At 54.6% G+C, this 18,335-nt stretch carries 15 protein-coding genes; 4 read left to right on the plus strand and 11 right to left on the minus strand.

Annotated features, from left to right (window positions below):
- Window positions 1-79: 79 nt before the first annotated feature.
- The 11 genes from B3520_RS13400 to B3520_RS13450 form a co-directional block, all read right to left on the minus strand.
- Window positions 80-1,762, minus strand: coding sequence for a BCCT family transporter (locus B3520_RS13400; RefSeq protein ID WP_008930125.1), 1,683 nt, complete (start codon window positions 1,760-1,762; stop codon window positions 80-82).
- Window positions 1,763-1,825: 63 nt separating this feature from the next.
- Window positions 1,826-2,107, minus strand: coding sequence for a DUF5676 family membrane protein (locus B3520_RS13405; RefSeq protein ID WP_008930126.1), 282 nt, complete (start codon window positions 2,105-2,107; stop codon window positions 1,826-1,828).
- A gap of 702 nt (window positions 2,108-2,809) precedes the next feature.
- Entirely contained in the window at window positions 2,810-3,733 is a 924-nt protein-coding gene (locus B3520_RS13410) for a DMT family transporter (RefSeq protein WP_265367056.1), read from the minus strand.
- A gap of 6 nt (window positions 3,734-3,739) precedes the next feature.
- The gene (locus B3520_RS13415; protein WP_286804666.1) at window positions 3,740-4,630 is read right to left on the minus strand and encodes a ribose-phosphate pyrophosphokinase; all 891 of its coding nucleotides are present in this window, start codon (window positions 4,628-4,630) and stop codon (window positions 3,740-3,742) included.
- A 54-nt stretch (window positions 4,631-4,684) separates the two neighbouring features.
- Window positions 4,685-6,199 (minus strand): thymidine phosphorylase family protein, encoded by a 1,515-nt coding sequence (locus tag B3520_RS13420; RefSeq protein WP_286804667.1) that lies wholly within the window; start codon window positions 6,197-6,199, stop codon window positions 4,685-4,687.
- 23 nt (window positions 6,200-6,222) lie between these two features.
- Window positions 6,223-6,588: a hypothetical protein gene (locus B3520_RS13425; protein WP_008930132.1), complete on the minus strand. Its 366-nt coding sequence runs from the start codon at window positions 6,586-6,588 to the stop codon at window positions 6,223-6,225.
- Window positions 6,585-6,860, minus strand: a complete 276-nt coding sequence (locus B3520_RS13430) for a DUF2933 domain-containing protein (protein WP_008930133.1) — start codon at window positions 6,858-6,860, stop codon at window positions 6,585-6,587. The genes B3520_RS13425 and B3520_RS13430 overlap by 4 nt, the downstream gene beginning before the upstream one ends.
- Window positions 6,861-6,909: 49 nt before the next feature.
- Window positions 6,910-9,384 (minus strand): heavy metal translocating P-type ATPase, encoded by a 2,475-nt coding sequence (locus B3520_RS13435; protein WP_286804668.1) that lies wholly within the window; start codon window positions 9,382-9,384, stop codon window positions 6,910-6,912.
- Window positions 9,385-9,403: 19 nt separating this feature from the next.
- Complete coding sequence (locus tag B3520_RS13440) at window positions 9,404-9,529, minus strand: hypothetical protein (RefSeq protein ID WP_255357626.1); 126 nt, start codon at window positions 9,527-9,529, stop codon at window positions 9,404-9,406.
- Window positions 9,530-10,150, minus strand: coding sequence for a methyltransferase family protein (locus tag B3520_RS13445; protein ID WP_265367060.1), 621 nt, complete (start codon window positions 10,148-10,150; stop codon window positions 9,530-9,532). It abuts the gene before it with no gap.
- 51 nt (window positions 10,151-10,201) lie between these two features.
- Window positions 10,202-10,630: a MerR family transcriptional regulator gene (locus tag B3520_RS13450; protein WP_265367061.1), complete on the minus strand. Its 429-nt coding sequence runs from the start codon at window positions 10,628-10,630 to the stop codon at window positions 10,202-10,204.
- 930 nt (window positions 10,631-11,560) lie between these two features.
- Between B3520_RS13450 and B3520_RS13455 the strand changes: the two genes are divergently transcribed.
- The 4 genes from B3520_RS13455 to B3520_RS13470 are packed head-to-tail and all read left to right on the plus strand — an operon-like array spanning window position 11,561 to window position 18,221.
- Window positions 11,561-12,103, plus strand: a complete 543-nt coding sequence (locus B3520_RS13455; RefSeq protein ID WP_265367062.1) for a DUF411 domain-containing protein — start codon at window positions 11,561-11,563, stop codon at window positions 12,101-12,103.
- Window positions 12,100-13,455, plus strand: a complete 1,356-nt coding sequence (locus B3520_RS13460) for a TolC family protein (RefSeq protein WP_286804669.1) — start codon at window positions 12,100-12,102, stop codon at window positions 13,453-13,455. Before B3520_RS13455 ends, B3520_RS13460 begins: the two co-directional genes overlap by 4 nt.
- Window positions 13,439-15,106, plus strand: a complete 1,668-nt coding sequence (locus B3520_RS13465; RefSeq protein ID WP_286804670.1) for an efflux RND transporter periplasmic adaptor subunit — start codon at window positions 13,439-13,441, stop codon at window positions 15,104-15,106. The genes B3520_RS13460 and B3520_RS13465 overlap by 17 nt, the downstream gene beginning before the upstream one ends.
- Complete coding sequence (locus B3520_RS13470) at window positions 15,099-18,221, plus strand: efflux RND transporter permease subunit (RefSeq protein WP_286804671.1); 3,123 nt, start codon at window positions 15,099-15,101, stop codon at window positions 18,219-18,221. Before B3520_RS13465 ends, B3520_RS13470 begins: the two co-directional genes overlap by 8 nt.
- Window positions 18,222-18,335: the final 114 nt, after the last annotated feature.

The following is an 18,335-nucleotide window of genomic DNA, read 5'->3' on the forward strand; positions in this document are numbered from 1 at the left end:
AGATCAAGTCTGAACTACTACACGTAAGCCCAGGAAAGGGCGTCGGCCAGGGTAACTTGGCCCCTTGTTGGTTCACCAGCTACGTCTCTTCTATCGGGGTCGATTGTCCCGTCCGGCTCAATCCCGGACATTGCTCGGGGGCGCTTGGATGGAGTTCCTCTTCTTCCTGACGCTCCGCTTCCCGCTCAGACTCTCTCAGCAGCCATTGCTCCATGCGGGCATGCATCATTGCGTTTTTCTCTTCGCGGCGCCTAATGTCTGTCGCAAGGTCTTTATGAAGAGAGAAAGCCATTAGGACCATCAGCAACATAAAAGGAAATGCGGCGACAATGGAAAGAGTGCGGAGCCCGTTCAGCCCGCCGCTCAGCAAGAGCACGGAGGCCATTAACAGCTGCAAGCAGCCCCAGAGCACTCGAACAAAGCGTGTTGGCGTTAGTACACCCTTGGAGGTGAACATGCCCAGTACGAAGGTGGCTGAGTCCGCAGAGGTGACCACAAACATCGAGACCAGTATGACCGCCAGAACAGCGGCGACCCCACCCCAAGGCAGTTGATCTAAAAGTACGTAAAGACCGGATGGAACTTCTTCTGCCACGGCATCGGCGATACCGACGCCTTCAAACAGTTCGAAATGGATGGCGGAACCACCAAAGGTTGAGAACCACAGCATGCTCAAGGCGACGGGAATGACCATTACCCCCATGACGAACTCCCGAATGGTTCTTCCCCTTGATATTCGGGCGATAAAACTCCCCACGAAGGGCGCCCAGCTTAACCCCCATGCCCAGTAAAACATGGTCCACTGCTCCACCCACTTTTCGTCGGAGTGGGGGGCGGTTACCAGGCTCATTTCGATGAGGTTTCCGAGATACTCGCCAAGCGTTTGGGTGAGCTCACCAAAAATAAAGGCCGTGGGTCCCGTGACCAGGACGAAGAGCAGGAGGCCGCTCGCGATTACAAGGTTGGCGTTACTGAGATGGCGTATGCCCTTGTCGAGTGGCGTCATGGCCGATATGGTAAAAAGCGTTGCAAGCCCTCCCAGGATCATAAACTGCGATGTGGTCGAGTAATCCATTACACCCAGCCGGGAGAGGCCGCTATTGACCTGCAGCGCGCCAAGCCCCAGAGTCGTTGCAACCCCGAACAAGGTGGATACTACCGCCAGAATATCGATGGCTTTTCCCCAACCGCGGTCTACTCGCTCTCCCAACAGGGGGCGGAATGTTTCGCTGATCAAACCATAGCTATTGTGGCGAAAACGGACATAAGCGATAGCCAGACCCACAAGGGTAAAGTTGGCCCATTGGTGAAAACCCCAGTGAAAGAACGAGTAACGCATGCCCAGCTGCGCCGCCTCTACGCTGCGCGGCTCGGCAAGGCCCAGGGGCGGAACGTTCAAGTGCATGATGGGTTCCGCCACGCCCCAGAACACCAGTCCAACGCCCATGCCCCCCGAGAAAATCATGGCCAGCCAGCTGGTGAAGGAGAACTCCGGCAACTCGTTCTCCTGGCCCAGGCGGAGGTTTCCGAACCTGGAGAACGCCAGGAAAAAGATAAATAGTACAAAGCCGGTGGTTGCCATCAAGTACATCCAACCAACATTTTTGGCGGTTGCATCGAGGACTTTCTGGGCGATTGCTTCAACAGTTTCCGGCTGAAGGGCAGAGGTGACGACAAAGGCGGTAATAATGAGTAGTGAGGTGTAGAAAACCACCCCGACATCACCGAGGTGTCTCTTCAGGAAAGTTGTTAATCGGTTCATAAATAGCTCACCAGACAGTTCTCACGTTTCTACCCGTTTCGACGTAGGATCCATTAAAAATAATCATTGTCTCTCTTTTGAGAACCAGCGATACAAAGACACAAACAGAGCCGCGATGTACCAACCGTACAAATAGGCTTCAACTAATCCAATTAAAAATCCCGACCACGTAAGCCATTCGAAGCCGGGCAATAAAGGCGCCCAAGCTTCGTACATACGCATCTGCGCCGGGGCGAGCAGGCCAAAGCCTACGCACAGCAGATAGCTGATTACTAACAGAACTGACAGGGTGTTGCCTAGCGGGACGGTACGTAAACGGGTATTCACTACAGTAGAATCGTTCATAGCTAATTTCCTCTTCTCGTTACAGAAATTCTGAATTCTTTGCCTTAAACAAGCTTGTGTCGGCGATTTTGTCTGCTCAGTTTTTGACCGGCGTAAGCGCTTGTGCCGGCGCAAAGAGCCAGTGCTCTTATGCAGCTAAACCGCACGACTGGATCGAATTGCCATGCAGCCAAGCATATGTCTGTGCGACAGCCACATTATCAGTGGCGGGAGAATAATCCACTGCAGAAGTGGAGCTAGCCCCACGCCTAACAGCGGTATGACCGGCATTGAGTCTGCGTATGTCCACCGCTCTAGCGGGCCAGTCGCCAGCCATTCCATGACGATGGTCACGAGAAGTGCCGCAACCAGAAGGGTGATAGCAGGCTTTCGTTTTCCCTCGAGGAGCCATCGACGGTGTCCAAAGACTATTGAGGAAAACCAGAAGCTGGCCAGTAGAATCAGCACATCGCCGCCGGTAGCCTGTATACACAGCCAAACCACTGAGCCGTGAGACGAATTCGCCATACCCATGAACCAGGGTACTTGAAGCATCTCCCATAAAAAGTTTGTCAAAAAACCAAATCCCGCCAGGGGGAGTTCCGGCAAGACTACGGATAATCGGCTGGTGGGTGCTTCTTGGCGCATTCGTTCTATCACATTTTACTCCTGTTACGGGGTTTTCCACTCCATCTGTATAGTAAGGAGGCAGGACTCTAGCGACTAAGGCGGTGTTGCGCTCTCGTCGGCGGCTGCCACTGCCACGGCACCTCTCCCTTGCATCATGGCTATACCGACAATGACAACAATTATTCCAAGAATTTGGACGGGTTGGAGTCGCTCTTCAAAGAATATAAATCCAATTAGCAACCCAAGTGCCGGGGTTAGAAAGCTGAAGACGTTCAATCGGTTTAAGGGTGCGCGGGCCAGCAGGGCGAACCATAAATACATCATGGCGGCTGTCGCCAGAGCGGATAGAATGAGCAGGGAACCGGTGAACCGAAATGTCCACCGAATCTCCCACTGTTCGCCGCCCACCGCGGATGCAAGCAAGAGTATTCCGCCGCCTATTAATAACTGAACGGCCATGGGTGCGGCAACTGATCCCCCGGCACGCTTCTTTAATAAAATGTTGCCGATGGCTATTCCGATGGCGCCCACAAGAACCCAGGTAATTCCCCATAGATAACCGGCATTGTTATTGTCGAATCCGGACCAAGAAAGCAAGGTGACGCCCAAAAAACCTATGACAAGTCCGGCTATGCCCTTGGTCTTCAACGTTTCTCCGAGCCAAGCGGCGGCGATCGCTGCGGCAATCAGGGGCTGAGTACTTGCCAGGACAGTTGCCAGTCCCGGTGATAGGTGTCCTGCTGCTAGAAACATTCCGCCAAATCCCATCGCTGTATAGGACAATCCGATTAAGCTCAACAGCCCCAGGTCTCGGGGGCTAAAAGGGTAAGGCTCGCGCCGCCGCTGAACCAAGTGAACCGCGAAGAGCAGCCCTCCCGCAAGAAAAGCGCGCAAGGCAGCAAACAGCAAGGGGGGAGCGTCCGGCAGCCCCGTCACGATGAAAGGAAAACAGATGGCCCAGAGCAGTACAACTACCACCATCCAAGCAACGTTCGCGGCTTTTGATTGAGTCTTCATAGCGAATCAAGCCAACTCGCGGATACTGGTGGCCAGAAGGCCTCCGATATTGATGGCGTTGCTGGGATGTGAGATCGTATTACAACTGACCAGTCGAGCTGATTTTTCAATTAGCTCCATATCGGCTCCTTCCGCAAAGATTCCGTGAACGCCGATGCAGACCACTTTCGGCAGCCCAAGGCGATTAAGGTGAGCCATGGTTTCCAGCATGGTATGGCCGCTGGAGATAATGTCATCGACCAGTACCGGAGTGTGATTCAGCCATTGCTCAAGGTGAGGCACACTGATCTCGACCTCACGGTCGCCACGTCGGGTTTTACTCAATACGGTAAAGGGCACACCTGCCTGCTTTGCCACCGCAGTGACCCATTGCTCGCTCTCGCTGTCGGGGCCGATCAACACCGGATTGTCGACGATGGTGGCGATCCACTCCGCAATTACTGGCGCTGCGTGAGCGACCTGGGTGGGAATACCGTAGATTTCCGACAAATTATGGTAGCGGTGCAGGTGAGGATCAACGGTGACCAGCGCTGAAAAGTAGCGGGACAACAATTGCGCGAAGTAACGCGATGTCACACCCTCCCCGCCGTGAAAGCGCTTGTCCTGGCGCATGTACGGAAGGTAGGGCGCCACCAGCAGAATCTCCTTGGCACCGAGGTCCCTGAGTGTTTCGGCCAGCAGGAGTAAAGGCAGGGTTCGGTGATCAGGTTGATAAAGGTCCGCCAGCACCACCACATTGAGGTCTTTAACCTCATCCAGCACCCGCACATAGCTTTCGCCATCGGGGAAGTGGCGCATGTCGAACTGACCCTCGCGAAGATCCAGCGACCCGCAAAGGGTTAGAGCAAGTTCTTTGTCACTGTGGAGGTTGAATAGCACATTCCAACGGATTGTCATGCCTGGTCCTTTTTTAAAATCAATGAGCGGTATTGGACGCGAATTGAGAAGGCCTTATGACGGATATTCAGAGATAGAAATAACGTCGGGACGACTGCGTAAGTACTCCAGCGCGTAGGCAAGCTCTCCTGCGGACTCGGCATGCAAGGTAAACAGAGGTTGGCCGGCCTCGACCCAGTCGCCGAGGCGTACATGTAAGTCGAGTCCCGAAGCTGGGGTGGCTGGCGCGCCGGCGAGCTTGGCTATGCGTGCCAGTAGACGGTTGTCGATGGCGGTAATGAAGCCATGACGACTTGCTGGCACCGGCTGAGTCTGAGCCGCCACCGGCAGTACGCGCATGCCGCCCTGGGCTTCGCAAATAGCTCTAAATTTTTGCCAGGCCCGACCACTGGTCAGGGATTGCGCGGCCAGATTGACGCCGCTGCCTTTTTCGACAAGCCCGGCAAGCTCGAAAATCGCACCGGCCAGTTGGATAGACCGATCCCTGAGGTCCGCAGATGCGTCTTCCTTGTTTTGGAGCACAGCCAGAACATCTCGGGCCTCCAGGGTGGGACCTATGCCTCGTCCGACTGGCTGCCGACCGTCGGTGATGACCGTCCGAACAGTCAGCCCGATCACTTCAGCGGTCTCGCGCAGCAGCCTTGCTAAACACTGGGCGTCCTCTTCACTGCGAACCTTGGCTGTGGGACCGACCGGAAGGTCGAGCACGACATGGGTGGCACCAGCGGCGGCTTTTTTAGACAGCACCGATGCCACTAGTTGTCCCTCGCTGTCGAGATCGATTGCCCGTTCGATACGAATCAGAACGTCATCGGCAGGGCTCAGGGAGACTGCACCGCCCCAGGCGATGCAGCCGCCTTCCTGCTCCACGACGCGCTGCATGTCGTCAATGGAAAGGGCGACCGGCGCCAAGGTTTCCATTGTGTCGGCGGTGCCTGCCGGAGAGGTGATCGCCCGCGAGGAGGTCTTTGGCATGATCAAACCCTCTGCAGCCACCATAGCTACCACAAGAGGCGTGGTTCTGTTGCCGGGCAGGCCACCAACGCAGTGCTTGTCTACGACCACATCGCGATGCCAGTCAAGGCGCTCCCCCGCGTTTATCATGGCCCGAGTTAAGCTGGCGGTCTCGGTTCGGTTTAATCCACGACTGGCGCACGCGGTCAGGAAGGTGGCCAGCTCCACGTCGGTATAAAACCCTTTGCAGATGTCCGAGATGATGGCGTCAAACTGTATGTCCTCCAGTGGCTTTCCATAGATCTTGGCACGCACCGAGCTCATGGATTCTACCGTGGGCGGGTGAACGAAACCGGCGAGTTCGCCAGGCTGGGGGGCAAGGGTGTGCCAAGCGGATTCCGACAGCCCGAATTCATCCGGTGCAAGCCAGTCTCCATGTATGACGTTGAGACTAGCCAAAACGCTTCGCTCGCCAATGTTGACTTGTACTCGGCTTTGAGCATTGAATCCTTCCGAGTGGCAGACGTGGCAATCATTGCGCATATAGACCACCAGCTCTTGATGGCTATCGATACCCAGTCGGCGCGGTTTCAGTAGGTAATGCTCTTCGGTCATCAAGGGCCCTTTTAATGGCGTCTCTATTTTCGATTGTGCGGAGGTACTCGGTGGCAACTCCAGGGTTCATGTTGGGCGTTGTCTTTAACGTTTTGGTCGACGAACAGGTAATACTCCTCTTTGAAGCGCGTCCACCAATCCTGCTTGATTGGAATACCGAACTTGATAAGGATGTCCTCCACACACTGGAGGCATAGCCGCGATGCGTCATAGGAGAAATCGAGCCGGTCGGATGTCTCGACAAAGGCGATATCATCCAAGCCATAGAGCTGATCGATTTCCGCAATGGCTTCGGTCAGTTTCTCGGTATTGATGGGTCGCTTAAGCCCGAGGTGACGGGTCACCAAGTTAACTTCCGAAACTCCCAGGCGATGCTCTTTATGCTTCATTTTCTGTCAGCCTCCTTTCGGCCTTCTTCCAGGCCGCGGCGGTAAGCTTGCTCCGTGTCCTGGTGGTTGTGTTCGCCATGCCCGCTTTCTCCGTGACCGTGCCCCTTATGCATAAAAAGGTGCATTAACGGACAGAGGAGAATGATCAGGTAGGGGAGAAACGGAAAGACGTGCGCTCCGTGCTCTACAAATAGAAAGTAAAGCGCTGCGCCAACCAACAAGATCGTCGCAAATCCGTGAAGACTGTTCCAGTAACCGGGTTTGTTAGCCATTAGGTTTCTCCAGTGCCGAGGTAGCGGCCTCTATCGGTGTGAAATCGAATCATTTATCGACACTCAGCTTTACACGCTTAAGAAGAATTGAATTGCCGATGACTGATAACGAGCTCACGGTCATGGCGATCACGCCGATCATGGGGTGTAGCAATCCGATGGCGGCGATGGGTATGGCGGCCACATTGTAGGCACTCGCCCAAATCAGGTTCTGAACAATTTTCCCAAAGGTGGCTCGGGAGAGGTGCATGGCTTCCACTACACCGGTCAGCTCACCGCGAACCAGAGTCACATCGGCCGCCTCAATGGCCACATCAGCGCCGGCACCTATGGCAATACCCACGTTTGCCTGTTTCAGCGCTGGCGCATCATTGATGCCATCGCCGACCATGGCGACATGATTGCCATGCTTTTTCTGCAGCTGACGAATTGCATCCACCTTGCCTTCCGGAAGTACCCCGGCCTGCACTTCGTCGATACCCACCTCCTCGGCAACAGCGCGCGCCGCACGTTCGTTGTCGCCGGTGATCATCACCACATGCAAGCCCAAGTCATGCATGCCGCGAATCGCGGCTACCGACTCCCCCTTGATGGTATCCGCCACCGCGACAATGCCACACGCTTGCCCATCAACCGCGACCAGTACGGCGGTGCGCCCGCGTCCCTCCAGATTGTCCAATTCTTGGTCCAAGGCCTCTAGACCGCTTATTCCTTCTTCGTTCAGCAGTTTGCGGTTGCCAATCAGTACCATCGTACCATCGACTCTGCCGGAAACGCCGCGCGCGCCAGTGGAACGAAATTCTTTGACCTCCCCCGGGCTCACCTGACGCTCGCGGGCGCCTTCGACAATGGCGCGGGCAATGGGGTGCTCAGAGGCATTTTCCACCGTCGCGGCCCACTGCAGCAGTTGTTGTTCTGTGACATTGTTGGCCGTAACCACTTCAGTCAGTTTGGGCTCGCCCCGTGTGATAGTGCCGGTTTTATCAAGCACCATCACCTTGACGTCTTTGAAGGTTTGAATAGCCTCGCCGGAGCGAATCAGAATGCCTCGCTCGGCCCCAATACCCGAGCCCACCATCAGCGCGGTAGGCGTTGCCAAGCCCAAAGCGCAGGGGCAGGCGATAACCAGAACCGCAATGGCGGCGAGAATAGCCAGTACTGGGGTGGTCGCCGTTTGATCAACCCAGGGCAGAAAATCCGCGCCCCATGCAAGTATGGGGCGCAGGCTGTCGGCGGCAACAAACCACACCGCAAAGCTTGCCAGGGCAATCAGAATGACGATGGGCACAAAACGCCCCGTCATGCGGTCGGCGAATTCCTGAATGGGCACTCGCGAGCCTTGGGCCTGTTCTACCAGTTTGATCACCTGGGACAAAAAGGTATCGCCGCCCACCTTGGTGGCCTTGACCCGTAAACGTCCCTCTTTATTGATGGTCGCGCCAATGACGGTATCGCCCGGAGATTTATACACTGGAACCGACTCGCCGGTGGCAATCGATTCATCCAGATGGCTCTCGCCTTCTACCACTTCGCCATCCGTCGGCACCTTGTCACCGGGGCGGATCACCATGATGTCGCCCGGTTGCAGTTCCTTGACGGGAACTTCCTGCTCCTGGCCATCGCGTTCGACCCGTGCGGTCTTGGCGCCCAAGGTTAATAATTTTCGGATCGCCTGAGATGCACGGCCCTTGGCTTTGGCCTCAAGATAGCGCCCCAATAGGTGAAAGGTCATGATGGTGGCGGCCATTTCAATGAATGACGTCATGGTGACGAAAAAGCCTGCCAGGCCGATCAGGTAGGGCGGAACGCTGCCCATGGAAATCAGTACATCCATGTTGAAGGTGCGGTTGGTGAGCGAGCGCCAGGTGGACTTGTGAGTGGCTGCGCCGCCATATAGAAAAACCACCGGAAACGCCAACAGGGCCACAATCAAAAGATAACCGGGGATCGGTTTCCAGAACATGTGCGGGATCATCAACACCATGATCAGTGTTGTCGGTATCCCGGCGATCCAAAGGCGTTTCAAAGCCTGATTCAAGTAGGCGTCTTCGATATCGGCATCCTTTTCCGCTTCATCTTCCGCTGCTTCGGAGGAGGCTTGAGCGACATCGTAGCCGGCTTTTTCAACCGCCTGTTTAAGCTGTTCAACACTGGGTCCAGCGTCGGTCATTACGACGTGAACCTTGTGGCTGGCGATATTGGTTTTGATACTCTCAATGCCCTCTAGCCGCTGGAGCGATTCACGCACAATGCCCGCACAGTGGTCTGAGCCCATGCCCGGCACGATAAGCTGGGCGTTCTTTCCCGCCCCCGAAGTGTTGGCTGCGGCGACGTCGTAGCCGGCGTTTTCCACAGCTTTGCGGAGATCGTCCAGGTCCACCGTCGAGGGGTCGTAGGTGACTTCTACGCGGTGGCTAGCGATATTGGTTGTAATGTCGCCGACGCTGTCAAGACGCTGTAGCGAGGTCTTTACAATACCCGCACAGTGGTCCGACCCCATGCCCGGCACAGTCAGCTTAGCCACAGCGCTCGAAGGTTGTGAGTCAACGCTCATTCTTTTCCCCTGCTTTTTCAGATCGCGAACGCTTTCTTCGTAGGTTCCAGCCCACCAGCGCAAAAACCGCCAGAAGAACAATACCACTAATAATGGTTGTGAATTCTAAGCTCATTCAAAACTCCTGCTGCTGCAACTTATTGAGGCGGGGAATGAACATCGGGACGTGCTGTCGATAAGCCCGATATTCATCACCAAACTGTTCCAGCATCTGCCGCTCTTCTTTCAGAGCCAGTAGCGTGTAGGCTAGGACAATTACTGGGAAGGCGATCAGTGAGACAATCGTCGGCCAGTGCACAACCCCTTCACCGAACACGATGAGAAAGAGGCCAGTGTATTGGGGGTGGCGAACAATCGCGTAAATGCCATCGGTCATTAGAGTCTCACGGCGCCGTGCTTGATGTATCCGGCGCCAGCCCTCCGCGACCAGAGTTGCTCCTACGAATACCAGGCTATAGCCGAGCAGCATGGCTATGACGTGCGCGGTAGGAGTGCCGAACAATTGCGCCCAGAGGTTGCCGCCTTCGTTCCATGCCAGATCGAGGCCGAAGAATCGGGTTAGAAAGTAGATCGTTAAAGGAAACCCGTACATTTCAGCGTAGAAGGCGATAATAAAGGCCTGCAGCACGCCAGCGCGCGTCCATTCTTTCCAGCTGGCCGGAGCTAGATATCGGTACATCAGCCATGAGACAACAACCGTGACGATAATTGCCAGACCCCAGGTTCCTACATGCATGCGCTTGTGCCTCTGTTTGTGTCAATAAGCTTTAGATATTCAATGATTGTGTCACACTGAACGTTTATCCTCCCCGCTCTCACTGAACTCCTCGATCAGATGACAGATCATGTTGCCTGTTGGCGCCCGGTCCGGTTTTGTTTCCCAATCCCTGACTGCGGAGTACATACGTTGCCGTAGTCGCTGACTATCTTGGAAGCCTTTCTCGTTCTCCTCCAGACGCTTCTGTATAAGCCCCCTAGCGAGAGGACAGGGGGATTCACCTTGATCAGCGGTTTCCAGGATTTCGGCGATATCGCTCACCGAAAAGCCGAGTTGTCTGGCGCTGAGGATAAACCTCATTCGACGCTTTTCCTTGGCACAGTACTCCTTGTAGCCATTGGACGGGTTCTTCGTTGGTTTCAGAAATCCAATACGGGTGTAGTAGCGAACAGTATCTACACTTACCCCAGTCTCATTAGCCAGTTGGTTAACACGCATAGGGTCACATCCCTTTCGTCAGCAATGTAAACAGGGTAACCTTGGGTGTTAGCTCTCATATTGATCCACGTCAAGGTCCTGCGTTAAAGACATAGGTTCAACTATCAATATCGGTATGGTAGACCTGTGTCCTGGTCACAGGTCAACTTAAAACTAGAGTCTGAAGGTTAGCCCATTTCCAGGACGTGACGAATAGATTACAAATTTGTAATCTTGACGTCATCTTTCTGTTGTTTTATTTTTCTTATCATGGTAGCTGAAAGATCTTACGCTTGGGCGACCGCCTTTTTGAGCAGGGGTGACGCGATAGAACGATAGGGTTAGACCGACGCACAGGAACTTTAGATCGTGCGGGCAATATAGACGAGACGCTATAGATTATAGGGAGTGTCGCCGATTCTGAACAGACAAAGGTGTGGTTGGGTGAACCGGAGAACAGTTCTTTTAATTCTACTAATAATACCGCTGTTGTGGCAGGCCTCTGCCACGGCTATGGTCAACTTTTGTACTATGGATTATAGAGCGAGCGGGCTATCCATGAACTTACAAGATATTGCCGAGCACACTGATCACCAAGCAATGGGCTCTGTCGAGAGCGTGCAGTCTGCAGAGGGGGCGTGCTGCGATACCGATAAATCGGGGGTTGGCTGTGCGGTGGTGGGATGTGCCTTGTCAATTCAGATGTTGACTTCTTCCGTGACTACCCCGGAGTCATTGGGGACTCGTTCTGAGGCTTCAGGTTTGCGCTACCTTGCCCTTCCTCTGGCACCGATTTTCCCTTTTCTAAGACCTCCAATCGCCTGATTTCACTCAATTAATCCGTGCTAACCAAGTACTAAAGGTAATGTGCCGTCCCAAAGGGAGGCGAAGCGGCGCTGCCTTTTAATTGAAACCTGAACACGAAGTGGCGATTTGTCATGGGAGGCAAATATGCATTCATCACGCCTTAAAATTCTGATGCTGGGGTTGCTCACGCTGCCCTTGCTAGTTGCTTGTGGGAAAGTGGAGGAGAGATTCGTTAATCCTGATCGGGCCATTGGTGGCGCTGAGGTGCTCACCGTCTACAAAAGTCGAAGTTGCGGCTGCTGCAAAAAGTGGATTGACCATATAGATGTCGAGGGCTTTGAAACAGATGTCCAACACCCATCAAGCCTGAAACTCATAAAAGATCGGTATCGGATCGCACCCAATCTCCGCTCCTGTCATACCTCCGTATCGTCACAAGGCTACGTCTTCGAAGGGCATATCCCGGCGCGCTACATCCAACAGTTTCTGGCCAACCCTCCGTCTGATGCTGTGGGTCTGACTGTACCCGCCATGCCCCTTGGCAGTCCGGGGATGGAGGCTGAAGATCGGTTTAGGGCTTATCAGGTCCTGCTGATGAAAAAAGATGGCAACACCGAAGTGTTTGTCAGTGTAGAGAACCCCGCCCAGCAATATCAGCCGGGTGATCAACAGGAAGTTCAGTTATGAGAGTACTAGTCATAATGCTATCCGTTATGTCACTTGGTTTGGGCAGTGCTACAGCCCTTGCTCAGCCGGTTTCGGAATCGCTGACCTTGGAAGAAGCGGTAGCCCTCGCCGTCGAAGCAGATCCTTGGCTTGCTGGCAGCAAGCACACCCAGCAGGCGCTCAATGATGAGGCGACTGCCGCAGCGAGCTTGCCGGATCCCCGCGTGAGTCTGATGGCGGGCAATTTCCCCGTAGATAGCTTCGACATCAACCAGGAGGCTATGACTCAGTTGTCGGTGGGTGTCACGCAAATGTTCCCACGTGGTGACAGTCTGGCGCTTGCCAAACGGCAAAAACAGCAGCTTGCTGGACAGCACCCTCTGCTGAGGATAGATCGCCGCGCCAAGGTGGAAGCAACGGCCAGTCAGTTATGGCTAGAGGCCTACAGGGCACAGGAAAGTATTCGATTGATCGAGCGGGATCGGGGGTTGTTCGAGCAACTGGTGGAATCTGCCGAGGCCCATTATTCGTCGGCGTTGGGTCAGGTCCGTCAGCAGGATGTCATTCGCGCGCAGTTGGAGCTAACCCGTCTGGATGATCGCTTGACAACGCTAAAGCAGCAGAAAGAGGCCGCACAGCGCCGCCTGTCTGAATGGATCGGGGCTGCTGCAAGAGTCCCCTTAGCGCCGATACTGCCGACGCCATCACTCGCCAGGCCGCTTACTATACCGACTATCGAGGCCGCTGACGAACACGCACGCTACCAGTTGATCCGCCATCACCCAGCTCTGATGGCGCTGGAGCAGCGCATTGACGCGACCCAAACCGGCGTCGATTTGGCAGAACAGAAATACAAACCCGAGTGGGGCCTGACCGCCCAGTACGGCTCTCGCGCCCGCGATCCCATGGGGCGCGAGCGGTCTGATCTGTTCTCAATTGGCGTGACGTTCGATCTTCCCATTTTCACAGGCAACCGCCAGGACAGGGAGGTCAGCGCCGCCGTGAATCGAGCCGAAGCCATCAAAACCGAAAGGCACTTGCTTCGTCGCCAACTGATGGCAGAACTGGAAACGGCGAGCGTTCAGCTGACGCGGCTCGATGAGCGCTTGGCGCTGTACACCGAGCAGCTGCTACCGCAAATGGCCGACCAGGCAGAGGCTTCGTTGGCGGCCTATGGCAACGATAGCGGAGACTTCGCCGAGGCCGTCCGGGCGCGCATTGCCGAACTGAATGCCAAAGTCGAAGCACTTGTGATCGCGGTGGAGCGTCAGAAAATAATGGCCCAAATCAATTACCTGCTCGCCGAGCCCTCGTCGGACGATGCAGGGCAATCGAACCGTTTTAGGAAGGTAAACAATGAATACATTAACTAAAGTACTGCTTGGTACAACCGTGGGTGCGTTGCTCGGTGTATCGGGATTCTGGTTGTTGAGTGACGTCAACGAAAATGGGACTACAGCCACTGAGGGCGAACGGCAACCGCTGTACTGGGTGGCACCCATGGATGCCGAATATCGGCGCGACAAACCCGGCAAATCGCCCATGGGCATGGACCTTGTTCCGGTTTATGAGGAGGGCAGTGGTAAGGATGAGCCTGGGACCGTCAAAATTTCCCCCGTGGTGGTCAATAATCTCGGGGTGCGTACCGCTAGGGTTGACTCCGGCAGACTTCAGCCGGAGGTTAGAACCGTCGGGTATGTGCAATACAGTGAGAATCGCTTGGTGCATGTCAACCCGCGAGTTGAGGGCTGGATTGAGAAGCTCTACGTTGAAGCGGTTGGCGATCCGGTCAAAAAAGGCGAACCTTTGTACACGCTCTATTCGCCCACGCTGGTCAACGCCCAAGAAGAGCTGCTAATGGCGCTAAAGCGCGACAATTCAGTGGCTGTAGGTGCCGCGGTAGACCAGCTGTTGGCGTTGAATTTACCTCAGAATGAAATCGACCGGGTGCGTGAAACCCGAAGGATTAATCAACACATCACTTTCGTGGCCCCTCAGTCCGGTGTATTGGAGAATCTCTCGGTGCGTGAAGGCATGTTCATCAAACCCGGCACTAATATGATGAGCATAGGTCAGCTGGAGCACATCTGGGTGATCGGAGAGGTGTTTGAGCGCCAGGCGAACCTGGTCAGTGAGGGCGATCCTGTGCGTATGCGCTTGGACTATCTACCCGGTCGCGAGTGGTTAGGGCAGGTAGATTACCTCTATCCGTCACTCAATGCCGAAACCCGTACAGCCCAGGTCCGGGTGCACTTCCACAACCCCGACGGGTTCTTGAAACCAGGCATGTTCGCGCAGATGGTCATTGAAACCGAGGCGGGAGCGGAAACCCTGTTGATTCCACGTGAAGCCTTGATTCGTACCGGCAGTCAAGCACGCGTGGTGTTGGCACTAGGAGAGGGCAGGTTTAGATCCGTAGTCGTTGAAGTGGGGCGCGTCGGAGAGCGGCACGTGGAAATTCTGGCTGGCTTAAATGAAGGGGAGCGTGTCGTCACCTCCGCACAATTCCTGATCGACTCGGAATCCAGCAAAACCGCAGATTTGGAACGCATGACGCCGCGTCCCGACCAGAGCGAACAGGCCTCTGTTGAAGAAGACATTGAACCCTCGTCGACTTGGGTTTCCGCTCGTATTCTCAGCCTGATGCCCGATCATCGTATGGCCACTCTCGAGCACGAGCCGATACCAGATTGGGATTGGCCCGCCATGACCATGGATTTCATGGTCGAGGAAGGCGTCAGCATGGAGGATCTCGAGCCGGGGATGCGCCTGCATGTACAGATCGTCAACGATAGCGGCGGTGACTACCGCTTGAGCCAAGTTCACATCCCCGGTGAAGGATCTTCAGGCGATACCGAATCTTCTGAAATGGACCACAGCCAGCATAAAGGGGGAGGCCAGGGCTCGATGCCGGAACCGAGCGAGAAGGGCCACGATGAGATGTCTATGCCGGACCACGACAGCATGAGCCAGGACGCCATGGAACACGATCATCACGACAACGAGGAGCATCGTCATGATTGAGTCCATCATTCGTTGGTCCATCAGCAATCGATTTTTCGTGCTGCTGGGCACCTTGATGCTGGTGGGTGTGGGCCTCTATTCCGTGAAGAATACCCCCGTAGACGCGATCCCGGATCTATCCGACGTACAGGTCATCATTAAGACCAACTACCCCGGGCAGGCGCCGCAGGTGGTGGAGGATCAAGTCACCTATCCACTGACCACGGCCATGCTATCGGTGCCGGGCGCGGAAACCGTGCGGGGCTATTCTTTTTTTGGCGATTCCTATGTCTATGTCATTTTTGATGATGATACTGACGCCTACTGGGCCCGTTCGAGGGTGCTGGAGTATCTGTCCCAAGTGGCTCCCACACTGCCACCAAGCGCCCGGCCACAACTTGGGCCGGACGCAACCGGGGTTGGCTGGGTCTACCTCTACGCGTTGGTGGATCGCAGTGGCAAGCATGACTTGAGCCAGCTGCGCAGCCTGCAGGATTGGTTCCTGAAATACGAGCTGCAAACGGTGAGCGGCGTTTCTGAGGTATCGGCCCTTGGCGGCATGGTCAAGCAGTACCAGGTGAAGGTTAATCCGGAAAAGCTACGTGCTTTTGATATCCCGCTGTCGCATATTCAGAACGCCATTCAACGTGGCAACCAGGAGATCGGTGCCTCAGTGGTGGAAATGGCGGAAGCAGAGTATATGGTGCGCGCCACGGGTTACGTCCAAAGCGTGGAGGATCTGGGTAACATTCCCTTGGGTGTGAACGCTAACGGCGGGCCGCTGCTACTAAAAAACGTGGCTGAGATCCAGGTGGGTCCACAGATGCGCCGTGGCATAGCTGAGCTCAATGGTGAAGGTGAAACTGTGGGCGGTATCGTGGTGATGCGCTCGGGAGAAAATGCTCAAAAAACCATTGACGGCGTCAAAGCAAAGCTGGAAAAGCTCAAAAGCGGTTTGCCCGAAGGGGTAGAGATTGTCACCGTTTATGATCGTTCCGGATTAATCTCCCGGGCCGTTGACAGTTTATGGAAAAGTCTGCTCGAAGAACTTGCCATTGTGGCGCTGATCTGCGTCATTTTCCTCTTTCATGTCAGGTCATCACTGGTTGCTGTCATCAGCCTTCCGTTGGGCATTTTGACGGCTTTTATCGTGATGCATCTTCAAGGTCTGAACGCCAACATTATGTCGCTGGGCGGTATCGCGATTGCAATAGGCGCGATGATTGACGGTGCCATCGTTATGATCGAGAACATGCACAAGCACATGGAGCGGACGCCTTTGACGCCGGAAAACCGTTGGCAAGTAGTGGCGAAATCGGCTTCGGAGGTGGGCCCCGCATTGTTTTTCAGTCTGCTGATTATCACCGTAAGCTTTATTCCGGTGTTTACCCTGGAGGCCCAGGAGGGACGGATGTTCAGTCCGCTGGCATTTACTAAAACCTATGCCATGGCGGCCAGTGCGGCGCTCGCTGTTACAGTGGTTCCGGTTTTGATGGGGTATTTCATTCGAGGAAAGGTGGTCGCCGAAAGCAAGAACCCGGTAAACAGGCTACTGATTGCTGGCTATATGCCATTGCTCAAAGGCGTCTTGCGGTTCCCCAAAACCACGCTTGCAATGGCTGTTGTGATACTTTTGATTGGGATCTGGCCAGTCAATCAAATCGGCAGTGAGTTTATTCCTGACTTAGATGAGGGCGACCTGATGTATATGCCCACCACTTATCCGGGGCTGTCCATCGGAAAAGCCAGGGAGTTACTGCAACAAACCGATAAGTTGATTGCTACGGTGCCGGAAGTCAAAACCGTGTTCGGCAAGATCGGTCGTGCCGACACGGCGACTGACCCAGCGCCACTGACTATGATTGAAACCTTCATACAGCTCAAACCCAAAGACCAGTGGCGCGAGGGCATGACCACAGAGAAACTCAAAAAGGAGATGGATGCTCTAATACGATTCCCCGGCCTGACCAACGCCTGGGTGATGCCCATCAAAACCCGAATTGACATGCTGGCGACCGGCATCAAAACGCCGGTAGGTATTAAAGTGGCGGGCGAGGACTTGAAAGAAATCCAGGCCATTGGCCAGCAGTTGGAACAAGTCCTTAAAGATGTGCCCGGAACCGCCTCGGTTTACTCTGAGCGGGTGGCCGGTGGTCGCTATATCAAGGTGGATATTCAGCGGGAACAGGCGGCACGCTATGGCCTGAATATTGCCGATGTGCAGCAGGTGGTGGCTACCGCCATTGGGGGAATGAATGTGTCGCAGACGATTGAGGGGCTTGAACGCTATCCGATCAATTTGCGTTACCCGCAGCATTACCGGGACTCGCCGGAACAATTGGCATTGCTGCCCATTGTTACGCCCGCCGGAGAGCGTATTGCACTTGGCGATGTGGCAAAGGTATATGTAGAGGAAGGCCCCCCGGCAATCAAGAGTGAAAATGCACGGCTCAACGGCTGGACTTTTGTGGATATCGAAGGCGTGGATGTAGGCACTTACGTTGAGCAGGCCATGGTGACCGTTCAGGAACAACTGGATTTGCCGGCGGGCTATTCGGTAACCTGGTCCGGCCAGTATGAATATATGCAGCGCGCCAAGGAGAAGATGACCTATGTAATACCGCTGACTTTGGCTATTATCATCATACTGCTGTACATGAACTTCAGGAGCTTCGCTGAAGTAGCCATAATTCTAGGAACCTTGCCGCTTGCTGTAATCGGGTCCATCTGGTTAATGTTCCTTTTGAATTTCAATTTCTCTGTAGCTGTGGCGGTCGGGTTTATCGCTCTCGCGGGTGTCGCGGTAGAAATTGGCGTCATTATGCTGACCTATCTCAATCAGTCGTACAGTCAATTCGTAAGTGATTGCAAAGAGAAAGGAGCGCCATTCCGTCGAGAGGAACTAATTCAAGCCGTGACACACGGAGCTGGGCTACGTGTCAGACCAGTGATGATGACGGGGGTTTCCACTTTTGCTGGCTTGCTGCCCATTATGTTTAGCTCTGGCACAGGTGCAGAAGTTGTTAGCCGAATTGCGGCTCCAATGGTGGGCGGTATGTTGAGCGCGATGGTTCTGACTCTGCTGGTGTTGCCGGTTGTGTATTACCTTTGGAGAGGGCATGCGTTAAAGGGTTAGTATTGCTAAATTGATTCCTGATGGAGTGGATATTTTCTCAGGCTTGAGTATAAGTTTGGGGAAGACTGCAAAAAAAGGAGTTGAACACCACTGGTACGCTCGGCATTGACCGAG

Origin of the sequence: Marinimicrobium sp. UBA4509, assembly GCF_002388575.1 — a bacterium.
GTDB lineage: Bacteria > Pseudomonadota > Gammaproteobacteria > Pseudomonadales > Cellvibrionaceae > Marinimicrobium > Marinimicrobium koreense.